This is a genomic window from Segatella maculosa OT 289, assembly GCF_000243015.1.
GTDB lineage: Bacteria > Bacteroidota > Bacteroidia > Bacteroidales > Bacteroidaceae > Prevotella > Prevotella maculosa.
Window position 1 is genome coordinate 33,968 of sequence record NZ_JH594502.1, and the last position, 19,108, is coordinate 53,075.

18 protein-coding genes are annotated in these 19,108 nt (G+C 49.3%); 12 read left to right on the forward strand and 6 right to left on the reverse strand.

What is annotated here, in order from left to right:
- Nucleotides 1-10: 10 nt before the first annotated feature.
- The 4 genes from HMPREF9944_RS04265 (at nt 11) to HMPREF9944_RS04280 (ending at nt 5,765) form a co-directional block, all read left to right on the forward strand.
- Nucleotides 11-1,609, forward strand: a complete 1,599-nt coding sequence (locus tag HMPREF9944_RS04265; RefSeq protein WP_008564688.1) for a glycoside hydrolase domain-containing protein — start codon at nt 11-13, stop codon at nt 1,607-1,609.
- An 11-nt stretch (nt 1,610-1,620) separates the two neighbouring features.
- Nucleotides 1,621-3,354 (forward strand): DUF4980 domain-containing protein, encoded by a 1,734-nt coding sequence (locus tag HMPREF9944_RS04270; RefSeq protein ID WP_008564690.1) that lies wholly within the window; start codon nt 1,621-1,623, stop codon nt 3,352-3,354.
- A gap of 143 nt (nt 3,355-3,497) precedes the next feature.
- Nucleotides 3,498-4,679, forward strand: a complete 1,182-nt coding sequence (locus HMPREF9944_RS04275; RefSeq protein WP_008564691.1) for an MFS transporter — start codon at nt 3,498-3,500, stop codon at nt 4,677-4,679.
- A gap of 204 nt (nt 4,680-4,883) precedes the next feature.
- Nucleotides 4,884-5,765: a carbohydrate kinase family protein gene (locus HMPREF9944_RS04280; protein ID WP_008564692.1), complete on the forward strand. Its 882-nt coding sequence runs from the start codon at nt 4,884-4,886 to the stop codon at nt 5,763-5,765.
- Nucleotides 5,766-6,177: 412 nt separating this feature from the next.
- On the opposite strand, the gene HMPREF9944_RS04285 is transcribed toward HMPREF9944_RS04280, so the two are convergent.
- Both HMPREF9944_RS04285 and HMPREF9944_RS04290 read right to left on the reverse strand, forming a co-directional pair.
- Nucleotides 6,178-6,798 carry an OmpH family outer membrane protein gene (locus tag HMPREF9944_RS04285; protein WP_008564693.1) on the reverse strand — a complete coding sequence of 207 codons (621 nt, stop codon included), beginning with the start codon at nt 6,796-6,798 and terminating at the stop codon, nt 6,178-6,180.
- Between the two features lie 33 nt (nt 6,799-6,831).
- The gene (locus HMPREF9944_RS04290) at nt 6,832-7,026 is read right to left on the reverse strand and encodes a hypothetical protein (RefSeq protein ID WP_025830120.1); all 195 of its coding nucleotides are present in this window, start codon (nt 7,024-7,026) and stop codon (nt 6,832-6,834) included.
- A 101-nt stretch (nt 7,027-7,127) separates the two neighbouring features.
- Between HMPREF9944_RS04290 and HMPREF9944_RS04295 the strand changes: the two genes are divergently transcribed.
- The 3 genes from HMPREF9944_RS04295 to HMPREF9944_RS04305 all read left to right on the forward strand — a co-directional run bounded on the left by HMPREF9944_RS04295 (nt 7,128) and on the right by HMPREF9944_RS04305 (nt 11,050).
- Complete coding sequence (locus HMPREF9944_RS04295) at nt 7,128-8,585, forward strand: aminoacyl-histidine dipeptidase (RefSeq protein WP_008564695.1); 1,458 nt, start codon at nt 7,128-7,130, stop codon at nt 8,583-8,585.
- Nucleotides 8,586-8,876: 291 nt separating this feature from the next.
- Nucleotides 8,877-10,430, forward strand: a complete 1,554-nt coding sequence (locus tag HMPREF9944_RS04300) for a glycine--tRNA ligase (protein WP_008564696.1) — start codon at nt 8,877-8,879, stop codon at nt 10,428-10,430.
- Complete coding sequence (locus tag HMPREF9944_RS04305) at nt 10,430-11,050, forward strand: FKBP-type peptidyl-prolyl cis-trans isomerase (protein ID WP_008564698.1); 621 nt, start codon at nt 10,430-10,432, stop codon at nt 11,048-11,050. The genes HMPREF9944_RS04300 and HMPREF9944_RS04305 overlap by 1 nt, the downstream gene beginning before the upstream one ends.
- Nucleotides 11,051-11,352: 302 nt before the next feature.
- Here the strand turns inward: HMPREF9944_RS04305 and HMPREF9944_RS04310 are convergent, their stop codons facing one another.
- Nucleotides 11,353-11,613 carry a hypothetical protein gene (locus tag HMPREF9944_RS04310; protein ID WP_008564700.1) on the reverse strand — a complete coding sequence of 87 codons (261 nt, stop codon included), beginning with the start codon at nt 11,611-11,613 and terminating at the stop codon, nt 11,353-11,355.
- Between the two features lie 135 nt (nt 11,614-11,748).
- Nucleotides 11,749-12,171 carry a hypothetical protein gene (locus tag HMPREF9944_RS04315; protein ID WP_155814619.1) on the reverse strand — a complete coding sequence of 141 codons (423 nt, stop codon included), beginning with the start codon at nt 12,169-12,171 and terminating at the stop codon, nt 11,749-11,751.
- Between the two features lie 275 nt (nt 12,172-12,446).
- On the opposite strand from HMPREF9944_RS04315, the gene HMPREF9944_RS04320 reads away from it, so the two are divergent.
- The 5 genes from HMPREF9944_RS04320 (at nt 12,447) to HMPREF9944_RS04340 (ending at nt 16,669) form a co-directional block, all read left to right on the forward strand.
- On the forward strand, nt 12,447-12,812 hold the full coding sequence (locus tag HMPREF9944_RS04320; protein ID WP_044113351.1) for a type II toxin-antitoxin system RelE/ParE family toxin: 366 nt from the start codon (nt 12,447-12,449) through the stop codon (nt 12,810-12,812).
- A complete protein-coding gene (locus HMPREF9944_RS04325) occupies nt 12,760-13,071 on the forward strand; it encodes a helix-turn-helix domain-containing protein (RefSeq protein WP_008564704.1) in 312 nt (103 codons plus the stop codon). The genes HMPREF9944_RS04320 and HMPREF9944_RS04325 overlap by 53 nt, the downstream gene beginning before the upstream one ends.
- Before the next feature lie 56 nt (nt 13,072-13,127).
- Nucleotides 13,128-13,646 (forward strand): RNA polymerase sigma factor, encoded by a 519-nt coding sequence (locus tag HMPREF9944_RS04330; RefSeq protein WP_008564705.1) that lies wholly within the window; start codon nt 13,128-13,130, stop codon nt 13,644-13,646.
- 159 nt (nt 13,647-13,805) lie between these two features.
- Nucleotides 13,806-16,148 (forward strand): beta-galactosidase, encoded by a 2,343-nt coding sequence (locus HMPREF9944_RS04335; protein WP_008564706.1) that lies wholly within the window; start codon nt 13,806-13,808, stop codon nt 16,146-16,148.
- A 98-nt stretch (nt 16,149-16,246) separates the two neighbouring features.
- Complete coding sequence (locus HMPREF9944_RS04340; RefSeq protein ID WP_044113352.1) at nt 16,247-16,669, forward strand: hypothetical protein; 423 nt, start codon at nt 16,247-16,249, stop codon at nt 16,667-16,669.
- A 461-nt stretch (nt 16,670-17,130) separates the two neighbouring features.
- Here the strand turns inward: HMPREF9944_RS04340 and HMPREF9944_RS04345 are convergent, their stop codons facing one another.
- Both HMPREF9944_RS04345 and HMPREF9944_RS04350 read right to left on the reverse strand, forming a co-directional pair.
- Nucleotides 17,131-17,580 (reverse strand): HU family DNA-binding protein, encoded by a 450-nt coding sequence (locus HMPREF9944_RS04345; protein WP_008564708.1) that lies wholly within the window; start codon nt 17,578-17,580, stop codon nt 17,131-17,133.
- A 247-nt stretch (nt 17,581-17,827) separates the two neighbouring features.
- Nucleotides 17,828-19,108: fimbrillin family protein (locus tag HMPREF9944_RS04350; RefSeq protein WP_008564710.1), on the reverse strand; the 1,281-nt coding region annotated here is incomplete at its 5' end.

Genomic DNA, 19,108 nt, shown 5'->3' on the forward strand with positions numbered 1-19,108 from the left:
ATATAATCTTATGAATAAGAAAATACAATATATCACATTGGCAGCGCTCATAGTGCTACCATTGGCAGGTTGCAGTAGCGAAGACAACCCCGTTACCGAGAAAGATTGGGACAATACCACCTATTTCAAGTCGACAGACGAACAGAAACAGGATACTTACTATAAGCCTTACAGTGGCTATGTGGGCGACCCAATGCCGTTTTTTGACCCCGTATCAAAGGATTTCAAGATACTCTATTTACAAGACTATCGCCCAAATCCTGCCGGTACTTACCACCCAATATGGGCGGTAAGTACTGCGGATGCAGCAAATTATCGCTCATTAGGCGAATTAATTCCATGTGGAGGATTGGCCGAACAAGATGCTGCCTTGGGCACAGGTTCTACCATTTATTCTGAAAAAGACAAGCGCTATTACACATTCTACACAGGACATAAATACCAACCTACAGCCAAGGAAAACGGTGAAGAGGTGATGGTTGCCACATCAGCTGACTTCAAAAGCTGGACAAAGAATAGAACTTTCCGACTCAAAGGCGAAGACTATGGCTACAGCAAGAACGACTTCCGTGATCCCTTTGTATTCAAAGGCGATGATAACCGCTATCACATGCTCGTTTCAACCCTCAAGGGAAGCAAGGGCGTTCTGGCCGAATTTACCTCTTCTGATCTTGAAAACTGGACACGTGCGGGCGTTTTCATGACCGACATGTGGGACCGTTTCTACGAGTGTCCTGACGTGTTCAAGATGGGCGAGTGGTGGTATCTTGTTTACAGCGAGAAGCATTCTGCACTGCGTCGTGTGCAGTATTTCAAGGGAAAGACACTCGATGAGCTGAAAGCCTGCACAGCAAATGATGCCGGCAAATGGCCCGACAGTCACGAAGGTTTCCTTGACAGTCGCGGCTTCTATGCAGGAAAAACCGCCACAGATGGCACCAATCGATATATCTGGGGCTGGTGTCCTACGCGCCCTGGACAGAACAATACGAACGTTGGTGCAGCGCCAAACGAACCTGAATGGGCTGGAAACCTTGTGGCACATCGCCTCATCCAGCATGCTGACGGAACGCTGACTTTGGGTGAAGTAAAGGCTATCAGCGACAAATATAGCAAGGAACAGCAGGTGAAACTCATGGAGAAAAGCCAGCAGGGAGTGACCGAAAGCAATGGAACCTACATGCTGAACGGTGATGCCCACCTGCTTTTCAACCGCTTAGGCAACCATAACAAGATTTCATTCACCGTCAAAACCAGCAGCAACACAGACAAATTTGGGTTTTCTTTTGTACGTGGCAGTGACTCCAATAAATACTACTCCATCATCGTGAGCCCCGAAAACGACAGCCAACGCAAGCTGAATTTCGAAGAAGAAGGCAAGTCGGGACAGGGCTTTATCGCAGGAATTGATGGCTATATATTCAACCGCCCAACCGACAACACCTATCATGTGACTGTCTATACTGACAACAGTATATGCGTGGTCTACGTCAATGATATTTGCAGTTACACCAACCGTATCTATGGAATACAGAAGAATTGCTGGAGCATCAACAGCTATGGAGGCAACATTTCAGTGAGCGACGTGAAGGTCAGTCAATATGAATAAAAGGAAAAAATATGATGAACTATAAGAAGAGTCTTTTAATTTTAGCCTGTTCTTTCATGCTGCTACAAACTCATGCACAGTCAAAGGTCACTGAAATAAACCAGTTGAGTGACAACCATTCGCTGGCCCGTATCACCCCACATCAGCGCTATCTGCTCGTCCCTATAGAGGAAAAGGAAGACTATGCAGCTCTGAAAGTCATCGTTGATAACCGGATTGTAAAGACTTTCAACGCCAAAATAGCCGTTGACCACATTGACTATTTCGTGCCGGTTGCCCTCGACAGTTATCAAGGAAAGCAAGTATTGCTCGACATTACCTTCTTGAATAACCGCCGTTCCACCGGTGCTGTCAAGGACTTTGTGGCTTGGAAAGAACTCAAAACGAGTGACAGTTTCGACACCACCAACCGCGAAAAGTATCGGCCTGCCTATCATCATACCCCCCAATGGGGGTGGATGAACGATCCCAATGGCCTGTTTTATAAAGATGGTGTGTGGCATCTTTACTTCCAATATAACCCATATGGCTCGCAATGGGAGAATATGACTTGGGGCCATTCCACGTCAAAAGACCTTGTACATTGGGTGCATCAAGGTAACGCTATCAGCCCCGATGCGTTGGGAACTATATTCAGTGGCTCCGCAATCGTGGACAAAAACAACACTTCGGGCCTTGGGAAAGGCACCGTTGTTGCCATGTACACGTCGGCCGGAAAGAGTCAGACACAGAGCCTTGCCTATAGTACCGACGACGGAAAAACATTCACTAAGTATGCCAATAACCCTGTAATTACGGCCGAAGTCCCCGACTTTCGCGACCCTCACATCTTCTGGAATGAAGACATACATGCGTGGAATCTCATCCTTGCCGCAGGGCAGGAGATGAACATCTACAGCTCGAAAGACCTCAAAAACTGGATATTTGAGAGTACATTCGGGCTGGGATATGGCAACCACGACGGCGTTTGGGAGTGCCCCGACCTCATGAAATTGCCTGTCAACGGAACCGGGGAAGCGAAGTGGTTGCTGATATGTAACATCAATCCCGGAGGACCTTTCGGGGGCAGTGCCACCCAATATTTCGTGGGATCTTTCGATGGTCACAAGTTCACTTGCGAGAGTAAGCCCGACGTTACCAAGTGGATGGACTATGGAAAAGACCACTATGCCACCGTCACATTCGACAATGCACCCGACAACCGTCGTGTGGCTATTGCGTGGATGAGCAACTGGCAATATGCCAATCAGGTGCCGACGATGCAGTATCGCAGTTCCAATTCTGTGCCACGTGACTTGGGGCTCTTCACTGATGCAGGCGAAACCTACGTCAGTGTGGTGCCTTCAAAGGAGTTGCTTGCCCTGCGTGGTGATAAAACAAACAGGCTTTCGGCCGCTTGCGAACTTGTGGTTGACATCAAATCACAGTCGAAACCAACGGTGATTACGCTTAGCAACGCCCGTGACGAGCAGGTGGTGATGACCTATAATCCCAAGGATTGCACCTTCTTCATGGACAGAACGCAAAGCGGAAACACCGGGTTCAGCGACATGTTCAAGGCAAAGACCATCGCTCCGACGCACGGAACGATTCGCCAATTCCGTATTTTCATTGACAAATGCAGCATAGAAGCCTTCGATGCCGCAGGCAAAATGGCCATGACCAACCTTGTTTTCCCAACCGAACCTTACGGTAGGTTAACGGTCAACGGGGCTGCCAAAACAACGCTATATGAATTGAAATAACCAACTGCTTCAATCGTTCGGCTTCGCATAAAATGGTTACGATGTAACATCTTTGGCGCAAATTGAACGATTTTTTTATGGCTTTTCTGAATGAAATGCCTATATTTGCAACATAAACCGAACAACAAACTCCTATCAACGACATGAACAAAACCAACAAACTTGCCATTATCCCCGTGATGCTCTGCTTTTTCACAATGGGTTTTGTTGACCTTGTGGGCACGGCATCCAATTATGTAAAGGCCGATTTGCATCTGAATGATACGCAATCCAATCTGTTTCCGTCTTTAGTATTCTTTTGGTTTCTCATCTTTTCCGTGCCCACGGGCATGCTGATGAATAAAATCGGGCGTAAGAAAACCGTGTTGCTGTCTATCATCATCACGGTCCTTTCCCTGTTGCTGCCCCTCTTTGGCGAAAGTTACTTGCTGATGTTGCTCGCCTTTTCCCTGTTGGGCATCGGCAATGCACTGATGCAAACCTCGCTCAACCCACTGGTCTCTACCGTCATCAAAGGCGGAAATCTTGCCAGCACGCTTACCTTTGGCCAGTTCATCAAGGCCATTGCATCGTTCATGGTGCCCTATCTTGCCATCTGGGGTGCCTCGGCCAGCATTCCAAGTTTCGGCTTAGGGTGGCGCGTTCTCTTTCCTATTTACATGATTATCGGCATCATTGCCACCTTATTATTATGGACAACGCCGATTGAAGAGGAAGCCGTTATCGTTGAAAACGAACTCCCCACCAACAATATCGCAGACGAATACATCGCTTGTTTCAAGCTTTTGGGCATTCCCATCGTGCTGTTGAGCTTTATTGGTATCATGTGTCATGTGGGCATCGACGTGGGAGTGAACACCACGGCACCGAAGATTTGTCAGGAACGTTTGGGCATGACGCTCAACGAAGCGGCCGTTGCTACGAGCCTTTATTTCCTGTTCCGCACAATAGGATGCCTCACGGGAAGTTTCTTCCTGCGCGTGATGAAGACACAAACGTTCTTCATCATCAGCGTCACGATGATGGCATTGAGCATGATTGGTCTCTATTTCGGCACGTCAAAGCTTGTGCTTTACACGGCAATAGCACTTGTTGGGTACGGCAATTCCAATGTTTTTTCCATTGTGTTTGCACAGGCTTTGCAATGCGTTCCCACTAAAAAGAATGAGGTCAGCGGGCTGATGATCATGGGCCTTTTCGGCGGAACGGTCTTCCCATTGCTGATGGGTTACGTCAGTGACGCACTGCATCGGCAGGCCGGAGCTATCCTTGTCATGGCAGTAGGTGTGGCTTATTTGTTTACATATATAAGAAAACTGGCTTGAACTCCCGCCCCGTTCCTCCCTTGGTGAGGGAGCATTCCTTGGCAATATCCAATCAATAACATAACTAAACGCATTCAATAACAACACAACCTGACGCCCCTGACGCCCTGAAACGAACGCGATAAGCCCACGCAAGCAAGCGTTCTCTCCCCTTGGGAGGCTCAAAGTGGGTACCGTGGGGCCTCGTTTTTTATTATTTTCTCTATGCAAAAAAGATTTATTGTAGGCCTCGGCGAAGCATTATGGGACTGCTTACCCGAAGGAACAAAGCTGGGCGGGGCACCTGCCAACTTTGCTTTTCACACCCATCAGTTCGGATTTGACGCCATGGCCATCAGTGCTTTGGGCAACGATATCCTTGGCGATCAGACACGAAAGGAGCTTGATCAGGAAGGACTTCGCTACATTATGCCCATCGTCGACTATCCAACGGGCACAGTACAAGTGTCGCTCGACGACGAAGGAGTGCCCACTTACGACATCAAGGAGAACGTAGCTTGGGACAATATTCCATTCAACGACGAGATTGAGGAGGTGGCAAAGAACGCCCGCGCCGTGTGTTTCGGTTCGCTCGCGCAGCGCAACGGCGTCTCAAGAGAGACCATTCACCAATTCCTCGCAGCCACCCCGAAAGACTGTCTCAAGATTTTCGACATCAATCTGCGCCAGACTTTCTACACCAAAGAGATTATCCAAGAGTCGCTTACGGCTGCCGACATTCTCAAAATCAACGACGAAGAGCTCGTCACCATTGGTCGTTTGTTCGGCTATCCGGGTCTGGATATGGAGAATAAGTGCTGGCTTATCCTTGGAAAATACAATCTAAAGATGCTCGTTCTCACGTGTGGTGTCAACGGAAGTTATGTCTTTGCGCCTGCAACGAAGTCGTTCCAAGAGACGCCGAAGGTTGAGGTTGCCGACACGGTTGGGGCAGGTGACAGCTTCACGGGGGCGTTTTGTGCCGCCATTCTTGCAGGGAAATCCATCAAAGCTGCCCACAAACTGGCTGTAGAAGTCAGTGCCTACGTCTGCACACAGAATGGTGCTATGCCCTTGCTTCCTGAGGAATTCACCCGTCAACTCTGAGTTTCTCTCTCTGGTTTCCACGATTTTCCCTTCAGTTTCCAAGGTATCTCCCGACGTTTTCCATTCGGTTGTCGGATAACCTTGTAATGCTTTGAACGCCAACTGCTTGCAACGGCGTTCCAATATCAGCCATATTACGCGGTAATATCACCCATATTGCCGCGCAATATGGCTCATTTTGTCGCCCAAAGTGGCTGGTATTGAAAACCAATAGGATTGATATGAGAAAACAGTTGAATGCATGTAGGGACGCACGGTCTGTGCGTCCGCTCCTGTTTCAATTGACAGTTGACGCGTAAACGGTTGAACAAGTTAATTGTTTCGCGCAGAACGGACGTACGAGCCGTGCGTCCCTACATTTCTATCTTAATTGCTTCCCCTCTCTTTTTGGGAGGGGTAGGGAGGGAAGATCCTACTTCTTTGCCGGCACTGCGGCTGCCATTTTTGCCGAAGGCTTGTAGGCTTTGTTCAAACCGGCAATGACTTCATTCGTGATGTCGTAGGCCTTGTCGGCATAAAGCAGGTTGTCACCGGCCTTACTGAGGATAAGACTGTAGTTCTTGTCCTTGTTATAGAGCTTCAAATAGTGCTGAATACTGTCGCGAAGTGCGTTATTGTATTTCTCTGTTTCAGTCTGGAACTCATTCGTCAGCCGCTGGTTGAGGGCCTGAAGGTCGGTGTTTTGCTTTTGAAGATTGGCGTTGATGGCCTCTGCCTGCTCGCGTGTATAGGCGTTTTGTTGCACCTTTTGCTGGAAGTTTGCAGCCGCAGCCTGCAACTGTTGCTGCTTGGCAGCGAGCGTGTTCTGTATGTTCTGTCCCTTCTTTTGCAGTATCAGGGAGTAATCCTTGCAGAACTGATACCGGCTCATGATGCTATCTACCTCGACATATGCTATCTTTAAGCCCGTAGGATTGGTCTGTGCGGCATCTGATTTTGCGTCAACTTTCGGGGCAGATTGGTTACAACCGGTCATGGAAACGGTGGCGATTGCAGCCACGGCCATTGTTTTGAGAATGTTTTTCCTGTTCATTTTCTTTATTGTCTTTTTGATTTTAATCGTCGTTCAATAGGCTTTTCCGGCCTTGCGTGCCGCTTTGTCTTGGTCGATCACACAGTGGATGCCCTGCTTTCTCAGTGCCGCATTGTCGTGAATGTGCTGCGAAGAGAATCTTCCGTTCTTGCGGAAGAGCATCTTTATGCCTAATAATGCCATCGATATAGCAATTATTAACACGCTCAATACGAATGTCTTCATCATTTTTATTACTTTTGCAGTGCGCCATTGGCCACTAAAATATGGGCAAAGGTAATATAAATCGGCAAAAGAACAAAATAAAAACAAAATAAAAAGATATAAAAATGAGCAACGTAGAACTAAGACCTGCCCGCGTGTTCGAGCAGTTTTCGGCCATCAACAAAATCCCTCGTCCATCGAAACATGAGGAGAAAATGGCCGCTTATTTGAAGAAGTTCGCCGCCGACCGCGGCCTCGAAGTGAAGGAAGATGAGACGGGTAACGTCCTAATCCGCAAGCCGGCGACTAAGGGTTTGGAGCATTTGGCAACGACAATCCTGCAGAGTCACATGGATATGGTATGCGATAAGCTGGTCGATGTGGACTTCGATTTCCACAAAGATGCCATTCAAACCTACGTTGACGGGGAGTGGTTGCATGCTAAAGGCACTACTTTGGGGGCTGATGATGGCATCGGTTGTGCCATAGAACTGGCCATTCTTGACAGTAACGACATTGAACATGGCCCGATAGAATGCCTTTTCACGCGTGACGAAGAGACTGGTCTTACGGGCGCATTTGGCCTGAAACCGGGCTTCATGTCAGGCAAATACCTCATCAATCTCGACTCCGAAGACGAGGGACAGATATTTGTTTCGTGCGCAGGAGGCATCAATACGACCGTCACCTACAGCTTTTCTCGCGAGCAAGCTCCCTCAGGTTACTTCTTTATGCAGGCAGCATTGAAGGGCCTAAATGGCGGACATTCGGGCGATGATATCAACAAGAAGCGGGCCAATGCCATCAAGATTATGGCGCGTTTCCTCTATATGGAGCAGACGAAAATGGTGCTTCGGCTGGCCGATTGGAACTCTGGTAAGATGCATAATGCCATTCCACGCGACGGAAAAGTAGTCTTTGCCGTGCCCGAAGACCGTAAGGAAGAGGTGATGGCCGACTGGAACATATTCACGAAAGGGGTGGAAGATGAGTTCCATGTGACTGACCCGACGATGCATTGGAGCATGGAAAGCGTTGAAGCAAGGCCGGTATTACCGCTCGAAACCTCGCGCGGACTGATCCTTTCTTTGCAGGCTCTCGACAATGGACCGCTGACTTTCTGTCAGGATGAGGCCATCGCTACCATGGTAGAGACCTCAAGTAACGTGGCCAGCGTGCAGACCGAGGCCGACAAGGTGGTGGTCGTGGCCAGCCAACGCAGCAATGTAATGAGCAATCTTCGCAATATGGCCGACACAGTGAAAGCCGTTTTCGAACTGAGTGGCGGCAATGTTGTCCAGAACGACGGTTATCCGGCGTGGAAAATGAACCCGAACAGCAAGCTTGTTAAGGTCACAGTGGACGCTTATAAGAGGCTTTTTGGCAAGGAACCTGTCGTGAAAGGCATTCACGCCGGACTTGAATGTGGCCTCTTTTCTGAGAAATATCCCGAGCTTGACATGGTGAGTTTCGGTCCCACTTTGCGCAATGTTCACACGCCAGACGAGGCACTTTTGATTCCGACTGTGCAAATGGTGTGGGACCATCTGCTTGAAATTCTGAAGCATATCCCGCAGGAATAAGTTCCTGCCAGAATGGTTATACATTACAAACCTCACTTTCAACGACGCCTGCTGGGCGCATTGAGAGTGAGGTTTTCGTTTGTTTCCGTTCAGTTCGCATCGCGGTTTCGTTGTTTAGCGAGCAATGTTGGCATGCCATGCCAATGCAGTCATGGGGCGAATGGGGCAGAAGTAACGCCAAACGACATGGAGCTCACCCCTTTCCTCCCGCTTCTATAAAAAATAATAAAACCCACCCTGTTTCGCGATATTTATTGTATCTTTGCACAAAACTTTGAAGAATATACGATTATGGCACAAGAAGATGTTTTCAAAAAGATAGTGAGCCACTGCAAGGAATACGGCTTTGTCTTCCCGAGCAGTGAGATTTACGACGGACTCGCAGCCGTTTATGACTACGGTCAGAATGGTGTTGAGTTGAAAAACAACATCAAAGAATACTGGTGGAAGAGCATGGTGCTGCTCCATAGCAATATCGTTGGCATCGATGCCGGCATCTTTATGCACCCAACCGTGTGGAAAGCCAGCGGTCATGTCGATGCTTTCAACGACCCGTTGATTGACAATCGCGATTCAAAAAAACGCTATCGGGCCGATGTTCTCATTGAAGACCAGATGGCAAAATACGACGAAAAGATTGAAAAAGAGGTGGCCAAGGCTGCCAAGAAATATGGCAACAGCTTCGAAGAAGGCAAGTTCCGCGAGACCAACCCACGTGTGTTGGACTACCAAAAGAAGCGCGACGCACTGCATGCCCGCTATACCGAGGCTATGCAAGGCCCGGATTTGGAGGCATTGAAGCAGATTATCCTCGACGAAGGCATTGTGGATCCCATCAGTGGCACGAAGAACTGGACCGACGTGCGCCAGTTCAACCTGATGTTCTCTACCGAAATGGGGTCCCTAAGCGACCAAACCAACAAGATTTATCTGCGACCCGAGACCGCACAAGGTATCTTTGTGAACTATCTCAACGTGCAGAAGACGGGCCGAATGAAGCTACCTTTCGGTATATGTCAGATAGGAAAGGCCTTCCGCAACGAGATTGTTGCCCGCCAATTCGTCTTCCGTATGCGCGAATTTGAGCAGATGGAGATGCAATTCTTCTGTCAACCGGGCACCGAAATGAAGTGGTTTGAGTATTGGAAACGCCACCGTTTGGCGTGGCATGAGGCACTTGGCATGGGAAATGAGAACTATCGCTTCCATGATCACGAGAAATTGGCTCACTATGCCAATGCCGCTACCGACATCGAGTTCCGTATGCCGTTCGGTTTCAAGGAAGTTGAAGGCATACATTCGCGTACCGACTTCGATCTCAGCCAGCATGAGAAGTTCAGCGGCCGCTCTATTAAGTACTTCGACCCTGAGAAAAACGAGAATTATACGCCGTATGACGTAGAGACTTCCATTGGTGTTGACCGCATGTTCCTTTCGGTGATGTGCCATAGTTACACCGAAGAGCAACTCGAAAACGGCGAAACGCGCGTCGTATTGAGGCTCCCCGAGCCCTTGGCTCCTGTGAAGTGCGCCGTATTCCCATTGGACAAGAAAGACGGACTGCCCGAGTTGGCTGAGCAAATCGTCAATGATTTGAAGTTCCACTTCAACACCCACTACGGTGATCCGAAGGATTCCATCGGCAAACGCTACCGTCGTCAGGACGCAGTGGGCACGCCGTTCTGCGTCACTGTGGACCACGACACGCCCAACGACCATAAGGTAACGTTGCGTTATCGCGACACGATGAAGCAAGAACGCGTTGACATTGACGCACTTCGCCCCATCATGGAAGACCGTGTCAGCATCACAAGCTTGTTGAAAAAACTCAATATCGACGAATAATGAAGAGAAACGCATTCCATATCCTCGTGTTCCTGCTGGCCGTTGCAGGCCTTTCGTCATGCAAGGAAGACGATAACACGGTAGAGGAATACCCCGATTGGCAGGCAAAGAACGAGGCCTACTTCAACAACCTCTATAAAGAAGCCGTCAGTGAGGCCGGAACCAATCCGAAAGTGAAGGTGATTCGCAAGTGGTCTCTCCCCGAAACGCGCAAGAATCCCGAGGACTTCATCGTGGTAAAAGTGCTGAAACAGGGCACAGGAACGCAGCTTCCACTCTACACAGACACTGCACTTGTGCACTATCAAGGCCGTCTTCTCCCCTCGACAACCTTTCCCAAAGGAAGGATTTTCGACCAAAGTTGGACGACGACCGAGTTCAATCCAAGCACAAACGCGCCGAGGAAGTTTGCCATAAGCAGTGTAGTTGACGGCTTCGCCACAGCATTGCAGAACATGAAAGCAGGCGATCGGTGGCTGATTTACATTCCTTATCAATTGGGTTATGGGCCGAAAGGCAATAATGGTATACCTGCTTACTCAACCTTGGTGTTTGATGTGACCCTCGCAGGAAGCTATCATCCGAAGACGACAACAAAGGAAAACAAGAAGAAGAACTGACCTGTCGGCTCGCAATCAAGGTGAGTTTCATCGGAATAACCGGTGTATGTATAATATAAGGTATAGGAGACGGGCGCACAAACCGGTATGGTTCGTGCGCCCGTTCAAGTTGAATGGCGGGCATATATGTATGGTTGTTGGAGTGGACGCACGAGCCGTGCGTCCCTACATACATTCGTATTGAAAATCAACGACTTATACCTTGTGTTGCAATGTCAGCCATATTACCGTACAATATGGCTGAGATTAGCGTGTAATATGGCTGGGATTGCATCGCAATGTGGCTGAAATTAAAAACCGTTTCAAGTAGTCTTGTCTTCCGGCTTCCTTTTTCTTGCAAAGCAGAGCCACACGACGAGGAGAGCTATCATGGTCACGTTGGCCAGCAATACATAGCCCAATGTGTCGAGTTCGCTAAGGGCAAACGCGCGGAAAGCAGGCAAATTGGATCCCGCGGTCTTGTAGATTGCCAGTTCGTTGCGGGCTTTTTCCCAATAATAATAATCGGTCATCATGAGTCCGTGAAAGGCTATGAGCAGGGCAATCTTTGTCCATTTGTTCATTGTTTCTATCGTCTTTTCGGGTTTATGAAGTGTAAAAATACGGAATTTACGCGGATATGCAAGTTTGTAAGAGCTTGAATGGCTTGGTTTCCTCTCCCTTGGAGGAAACGGGCGAGGCTTATATTATGTTTCGTCTTAGTTTCTATCGTTATACGATTTCCTGAAAACAAAGTAGCAAAGTGACAGGACGAGCGCAGAGAATAGACCCCCGAGAACGAAGTAGGTGAGTATGAAAGTGATGCATAACATGCTGACGCTGAAGCCGGTGACGGTCAGACAGAAGACCAAAACAAGCGCGTTGCCGACGAAAAGTTGGCGGCCAACCATGCTACGCCAACGCTTCTCGGTGAATGATTTCCAAGCGATTACGCCGCCAAGGAAATAGGATAGGCAGATGATGAGGGAGTAAATCACCAGATATCCCCACCGGATTCTGTCGCAACCCCACCCATACACGGTGAGTGCGACGTCGAATGCGACAATCAAAAGGCTGCTCAAGAGGTTTATGCGCATGAAATTCCGATGCGCAAGAGACGGCGTTTTTATTTCTTTTTCCATCATGTAATAAATAAATAAACGACAAATGGTGTGTCTGATGCTACAAAGGTAGGAAATAAAGTGGAGAGTTGTTGCGGTTAGGAATGCTTATTTTGTTTATCGCCGAAAGGAGTTGAAGTGTTGTTGGCAATTGTCGTGTTGTCTATTATGAGCGCCAAGCTGTTCTACCAAGGCTTTGGTATTTTCCAACGATAATAAAATAAGCAGGAAAGTTGGGCAAAAGTTTCAACATATTAAAACCTTTTTGTATCTTTGTAAGGTTAAATACAGTGTCAATGAGAAGAGAGATTGTTGCTTATGGAAGTTATTACAAAGACTTTATGGCAACGCTACATGACAAAGAGCGGCGGAAAGTGCTTTATATTCTTTCGTTATTAGAAAACGAAGAAAGGCTTCCTACAAAGTTCATCAAACATCTATTGAGAGGTTTGTATGAGCTGAGGATTAAGTACGAAGGCAATATCTATCGCATCTTTTTTATCTTTGACGACAATAAGATAATCGTATTGTTCAATGGTTTTCAGAAGAAAACACAGAAAACACCAAGGACGGAAGTAGAGAGAGCAATTAAAATAATGGAGGATTACTATGCATACAAAAGGAGAAATGATAACGAGCATCAGCAAAGAGATAGAACGTGAGTTTGGAAAACCGGGCACTCCGGAACGTGAAAAGTTCGATGAAGAAGCCTATGCCTTTTATACAGGACAGCTACTCTCTGATGCACGAAAGGAAGCTAAAGTGACACAGGCAGAATTGGCAAAGCGTCTGCACTCCACAAAATCCTATATCTCGCGGGTGGAACGTGGAGATATTATCCCCAGTGCGGCCAAATTCTACAATATGATTACTGCATTAGGTATGCGGATAGAGATAGTAAGGCCTCTGGTTAGGGTGTAATTACTTGCCTTTAACGCTATTTCTTTGTCGGAGAAACCTATAACAAACACGGCAGGATGAAACATGTCGAAGCTGATTTCAAAGTGATAGCCGATTATTACGAGAAGCACAGCGAGGAGATGAAGCGTTTTGTCTCCAAACACATCATGTATGACAGCCAAGAGGCTGAAGACATCGTGCAGAATGTCTTTCTGCGGCTGATGACCATGGGCAGAATGATTACGCCGGTTACCCTTCCTTGCTTGGTATATACGATGGTCCGAAACCTGATTTGCGACGATTGGCGGCATCATCAGCGCATCACGGAATACGAACATTATATAAAAGGTGGACAGGATGGCTTGGATTGCGACCCGATGTCGGTCTATTCGGCCGCCGAGACGCTTGAGATTCTGGAGCGAGGCATCGCCCGTTTGACGGCAAAACAGCGACAGGTGTATCGCCTCCATATATATAAAGGTATGAAGGTTAGCGAGATTTCCAAGGCATTGGACATGAGATACAAGAGCACGGAGCATCGATTGGGCATCGCAAGGCGGGAAGTGAGGGCGTTTGTGAAGAGAGCTTTGGCGTAGTTTTGGGGCGACTGGTGTAGGTATCCGGGGAGTTCTGGAATGCTTATTTTCCCCAAAATCCATATCTTTGCACTTGTATTATTGAGCTTTATCTAAGGAAATCGACAGTAATCCCATGATAAAGGAACGAAAAGGATTAATTGATTAAAAACCATAAACATGAACATCTTTTCATACATCAGAACCATTGCTGCAGTATTGCTGCTGAGCCTTGCCGTGCCATCAGCCCGTGGAGGCGACTTCACTGTGGGCAAGAACACTTTCCTGCTGAACGGACGGCCGTTTGTCATCAAGGCGGCCGAGCTACATTACCCACGTATTCCGCGACCTTATTGGGAACAACGCATCAAAATGTGCAAGGCTTTGGGCATGAACACGCTTTGTCTTTACGTGTTTTGGAACATTCACGAGCAAAGGGAGGGGCAGTTCGACTTCACAGGCAACAATGATGTGGCGGCATTCTGCCGGTTGGCCCACAAGAACGGCATGTATGTCATCGTGCGTCCCGGTCCTTATGTGTGTGCCGAGTGGGAAATGGGTGGCCTGCCTTGGTGGCTTTTGAAGAAGAAAGACGTCCGTTTGCGTGAAGACGATCCCTACTTCATGGCGCGAGTGAAGGCTTTCGAGGCTGAAGTGGGGCGACAATTGGCCCCTCTGACCATTCAGAACGGCGGTCCTATCATCATGGTACAGGTGGAGAACGAATACGGTTCTTACGGCATCAATAAGAAATATGTGTCAGAAATACGGGATATCGTGAAGGCTTCGGGCTTTGACAAGGTGACATTGTTCCAATGTGATTGGGCCAGCAACTTCGAACATAACGGACTTGACGACCTCGTTTGGACGATGAACTTCGGTACGGGAGCGAACATCGACGAGCAGTTCAGGCGGCTCAAGCAACTGCGTCCCGAGGCTCCACTGATGTGTTCGGAGTTTTGGAGTGGCTGGTTCGACAAGTGGGGTGCACGTCACGAGACACGACCGGCAAAGGATATGGTAGAAGGTATCGACGAGATGTTGCGCAAGGGCATTTCCTTTTCGCTTTACATGACCCACGGTGGAACGTCATTCGGCCATTGGGCCGGTGCCAACAGTCCGGGCTTCGCTCCAGATGTGACGTCTTATGACTACGATGCGCCTATCAACGAATACGGTATGCCTACCCCCAAGTTCTTTGCACTGCGCAATACGATGGCGAAGTACAGTGGCAAGCTGCCCGATGTGCCTAAGCCGGCCGCGCCTGTCATCACGATTCCGAAGCTGACGCTCGCCGAATTCTCGCCCCTTATCTACAGCCTCACCATTCCTACGCTAAGCCGTGACACGAAGACCTTTGAGGAAATGGACATGGGGTGGGGTGTGATGGTCTACGCAACAATCCTCCCCGAGATTGCTACGCGTAGCAGGTTGTCACTCAACGACGGTCACGACTATGCCCAAATCTTCATCGACGACAAACCAATCGGCGTTATCGACCGGGTGAAGAACGAGAAGACGCTGATGCTTCCACCCGTAAAAAAGGGCCAACACCTCACGATACTCGTCGAAGCCATGGGCCGTATCAACTTCGGACGGGCCATTAAGGATTTCAAAGGCATCACCGAAAGCGTGACCATTGATGCAGAGATTGACGGGCACGAGGCAACTTATAACCTCAAGAACTGGGCCATCATGCCTATTCCCGATGGCTATCAAGACGCACGACGTGCATTCGACAAACTGGATGAGACTCACTGCTTCGCTCCTGTGCGTCTTCCTAAGCAAAACATTGGCTACTATCGCGGTTATTTCGACTTGAAAAAGACGGGTGATACATTCCTTAACCTTGAGCAATGGGGCAAAGGTCAGGTCTATGTGAACGGTCATGCACTGGGTCGTTTCTGGCATATCGGCCCTCAACAGACGCTCTATCTGCCGGGTTGTTGGTTGAAGAAAGGACGCAATGAAATCATCGTCTTGGACGTTGTCGGGCCAAAACAGCCCGTTGTTTGGGGACAAAGCGAACCCGAACTGAATAAACTGCAACTCGAAAAGACCGACAAGCACAATAATCCCGGCGACCGTCCCGACCTCAACTCGGCCCACCCTGTGGCACAAGGCGAGCTTTCGGGCAGCGGAAACTGGCAGACGATTACGTTCGACAAGCCTGCCAAAGGACGCTACATCGCCCTCGAATGTGAGAGCGTTCACGGCACAAAGCCTTACGTGGCCATAGCCGAACTCTACGCACTCGACGCAAACGGAAGTCGTATTCCGCGCGATTCGTGGTCCACAAAGTATGCCGACAGCGAAGACGAAGACGGCAATCACACGGGAGACAAAGCCTTCGACCTGCAGGAATCCACCTATTGGCAAACCGTAAAGAGCACGCCTTTCCCTCATCTTCTGGTTATCGACCTCGGCAAAGTGCAGACCGTCACCGGCCTGCAACACCTCTCACGCACGGAGAAAGAGACGCCCGGAGCCCTGAAAGCCTATAAGATTTTCGTGTACGAGTAGGCTTTTCTCGGTAACGAACTCGCAAAAAAGCTTAAATGCTTGCAGAAACGCGTGTAATTTCATACTTTTGCGACTGTAACACTATAAACGATAATCACATGAAGAAAATCCTTATCCTCGCCATCGTACTCGCAACGGGGCTCACGGCGTGCAACAACCACAGCAAGAACACGGCACAACAGCCTGCCGTTAAAGTTGAAGAACAACCTGTCGACACGGCTTTCCTGAAAGCCAATGCGGGCGAATACCGAAGCTATGACGGTTCACAGAAAATCATCTTGGGTGCAGACGGCAGCGTGAAATGCGTGAAACTCAACAGCAACTACACCACATGGCGTCTGCTCGAAAAGGACAGCACCACTGCCTATATCGCGCTTTCTCGCGAGGGGCTCGACCACCCCGTCACGGTGAGCGTGGCAATGGACCTTAAAGAAAAGTCCATCGTGGTGGATAATGAGACGTACAGGAAGCCCACTAAACCTAAGAAACACACCCCGGCCCTCCCAAAGGGAAGGAAGTGAAGCCTCCCCCAAAAGCCTCTCCCCCAACCCCTCCCCGAAGAAGGAGGGGAGTAAAATGCAAATAGACCTTGCGAACATTTTAGTTCACAAGGTCTATTTTGTTTATCATGCACTGTTCATCATCGCCTGCAAGCTTGACCTCCCCCTCCCTCTTCGGGGAGGGGTTGGGGGAGAGGCTTCATTCTCCCCTCCCTTTGGGAGGGCTGGGGTGGGTGTCTAAAACGGGGAGGGACACAGACAAGCGAGTTAATCATAAGGTGAATTTTGATTTTGACTAAATACAGGTAAGTCGTGCGCCCTCCCCTTGAAACCTCCCCCAGCCCCCGGAAACCTCCCCCGACCCCTCCGAAGGAGGGGAGACCGAGCTTGCACCAAATTAGTTTGCACGCTGTTCGCGCTCCCCTCCCTTCGGGAGGGGCCGGGGGTGGGTGTCAGGGTGTTAGGGTGTTTGTTGGTGGGCTTCAATTCCCGTGCTGCCCTATTCCCCCTTCCTCTTTTTTCTTCTTTTTCTTCTCTTCTTTCCGCTTCTGATTATCCACCTCCACTTCGATTTTCTTCAGTGCCTGACGGATAGTGTCTTTCCACGTCACGATGATACGGGGCTTTTTCAGCGAGGTAGCGCACACGTCCTCCTCCTTGGCCTCCATCTTCGAGGTGATGCTGGTGCGAATGGAAAAAATGTCGCCGAGGTCGAGCGAGGCACCCAACTTGATGACCTCGATGAAGATGTTGCGCAGCGTGATGAGCACGTTGCGCACGTCGCCCTCGCTCAATGACGTTTCGCGCACGATGCGTTCCACGAGCCATGTGGCCGAGAACTTGGTTACAGACTTGGGCTCGGCAACGAATGCGTCTTGCCCTTTCTTCGGGCCTACGCCCACTTTCCTTTTGATTACTTTGAATGAAATCATAGCGTTAATTTATTAAGTTAATAATGAGGGGCTTGCGTCGCCCCCTTTTCTGTTGTTTTCGGCTTTCGGTTATGTGCTTTTTATACCTCTATTGGAAGTCGGTTCGTACCTCCCTTGGAAGTCGTCGAGGACTTCCATTGGAGGTCCTTCCCTACTTCCATTGGACCTCCTCTCGTACCTCCACTGGGAGTCCTCTTCTACCTCCAATGGAGGTGCGATGTCGGGGGCTTTGGGCATCATGTCGCGCTTAATATTTTACGAAAGGAAGAACTCGCTTTTTATCTACTGTGGCGGATTTAGAGAAAGTTCTTGAGGAAAAATTATTGCCTGCTATATATACTCCAAAAATGTGGCTAATGGAAGTTGCTTCCGTACTTGTCCAAAATCCTAGTGCCATAGCGCCACCGTCCGGCGTTATGTTGGCACCCACCTGTATGAAAGCACTGCTGAATAATCCCGTATACCACGTGCCGGTGGTTGCAAATACACTCTTATCGCCAAAGCCTAAGACCTCGTGTGCTACAGCCCAATCGCTCATCGATGGCAGATACCATTGCAAGGCGGGCGTACCCGTATAGGTTATCCCGGGGTCGTAGTGGGCGGCAGCATAGAAAGCATAATAGTAGCCATTGTTGGCTTTGACGCCGACCTTGCTGTAGGCTGCATTCCATGTTTCTTCGAAACCACTTGGTCCGGCGGCAGCGGCGGCTCTGGTTGGGTAAGAATAAGTGTTCGCTCTTGTACTGTAATAATCGTTATCACACCAGCCCATCAATGCTCCGTTATTGGCAGTCTTCAGTGCCACGGCCATGTGCTTGCTTTGGCTGATGACCACGGCGATGGGTGTCTTTGCTGTTGCAGCAGGTGCACCGCCGAAAGTGGTCTTTTCGATGAAGCCTGTGCTACCATCGCTCATGAGATAAAGAAAGCGATACATCAGGTTGATGTTAAGCACATAGGAGCCGTTCTGGTCTAATTGAAGTGGTGTTTTCGGGGCAAAGGTAAGACTCTTTCCTGCCACGTTCAGATTATAGATGTTGCCGGCTGTAAAAGAGAGTTTCAGTTTCGATACGTCGGTGGAGGGCATGAAGAATGCGTCTTCGGTGCTATTGGCCGTGTAGGTACGCCCCACGCCGGGTATAATCGGGCTTTGCTGACTTACCCCGTAAGTGAGCGCATCGCTTGTGGCTGCACCCGTGCCGAGCGACCATGTGCCCGTCAAGGCATCGTAGACCGAGGAGGAGGGTACGTCAGTGGCATTGACGGAAGCGAGCGTAGCCGTAACACCTGTTGCCGGCATATAGCCCGTGAGTTTCACTTTCACCTTGGCGGCGACGTGCTTCATGGTGAAAGTTACCAATTGGTTGTAGGGCGAGGCTGGGATCACTTTCCCCGTGGTGCGCCCGATGAGTGCGTCGCCGGCATTGGCCCGCGTCACGGTGAGCAGGTTGCCGCTGCGGCTGACCTTGCTGTTGAAGAGCACGAAGTCGTAGGTGCCGGCGGGGATTTCTATCGCACCGAAGCTCGA

Bases quoted from the DNA above. Each gene is read 5' to 3' on its own strand.
- HMPREF9944_RS04335 (WP_008564706.1), top strand. From the start codon at position 13,806: ATGAACATCTTTTCATACATCAGAACCATTGCTGCAGTATTGCTGCTG.
- HMPREF9944_RS04280 (WP_008564692.1), top strand. From the start codon at position 4,884: ATGCAAAAAAGATTTATTGTAGGCCTCGGCGAAGCATTATGGGACTGC.
- HMPREF9944_RS04290 (WP_025830120.1), bottom strand. From the start codon at position 7,026: ATGATGAAGACATTCGTATTGAGCGTGTTAATAATTGCTATATCGATG.
- HMPREF9944_RS04300 (WP_008564696.1), top strand. From the start codon at position 8,877: ATGGCACAAGAAGATGTTTTCAAAAAGATAGTGAGCCACTGCAAGGAA.
- HMPREF9944_RS04295 (WP_008564695.1), top strand. From the start codon at position 7,128: ATGAGCAACGTAGAACTAAGACCTGCCCGCGTGTTCGAGCAGTTTTCG.
- HMPREF9944_RS04315 (WP_155814619.1), bottom strand. From the start codon at position 12,171: ATGGAAAAAGAAATAAAAACGCCGTCTCTTGCGCATCGGAATTTCATG.
- HMPREF9944_RS04285 (WP_008564693.1), bottom strand. From the start codon at position 6,798: ATGAACAGGAAAAACATTCTCAAAACAATGGCCGTGGCTGCAATCGCC.
- HMPREF9944_RS04320 (WP_044113351.1), top strand. From the start codon at position 12,447: ATGAGAAGAGAGATTGTTGCTTATGGAAGTTATTACAAAGACTTTATG.
- HMPREF9944_RS04345 (WP_008564708.1), bottom strand. From the start codon at position 17,580: ATGATTTCATTCAAAGTAATCAAAAGGAAAGTGGGCGTAGGCCCGAAG.
- HMPREF9944_RS04310 (WP_008564700.1), bottom strand. From the start codon at position 11,613: ATGAACAAATGGACAAAGATTGCCCTGCTCATAGCCTTTCACGGACTC.
- HMPREF9944_RS04330 (WP_008564705.1), top strand. From the start codon at position 13,128: ATGAAACATGTCGAAGCTGATTTCAAAGTGATAGCCGATTATTACGAG.
- HMPREF9944_RS04325 (WP_008564704.1), top strand. From the start codon at position 12,760: ATGCATACAAAAGGAGAAATGATAACGAGCATCAGCAAAGAGATAGAA.
- HMPREF9944_RS04305 (WP_008564698.1), top strand. From the start codon at position 10,430: ATGAAGAGAAACGCATTCCATATCCTCGTGTTCCTGCTGGCCGTTGCA.
- HMPREF9944_RS04275 (WP_008564691.1), top strand. From the start codon at position 3,498: ATGAACAAAACCAACAAACTTGCCATTATCCCCGTGATGCTCTGCTTT.
- HMPREF9944_RS04340 (WP_044113352.1), top strand. From the start codon at position 16,247: ATGAAGAAAATCCTTATCCTCGCCATCGTACTCGCAACGGGGCTCACG.
- HMPREF9944_RS04270 (WP_008564690.1), top strand. From the start codon at position 1,621: ATGATGAACTATAAGAAGAGTCTTTTAATTTTAGCCTGTTCTTTCATG.
- HMPREF9944_RS04265 (WP_008564688.1), top strand. From the start codon at position 11: ATGAATAAGAAAATACAATATATCACATTGGCAGCGCTCATAGTGCTA.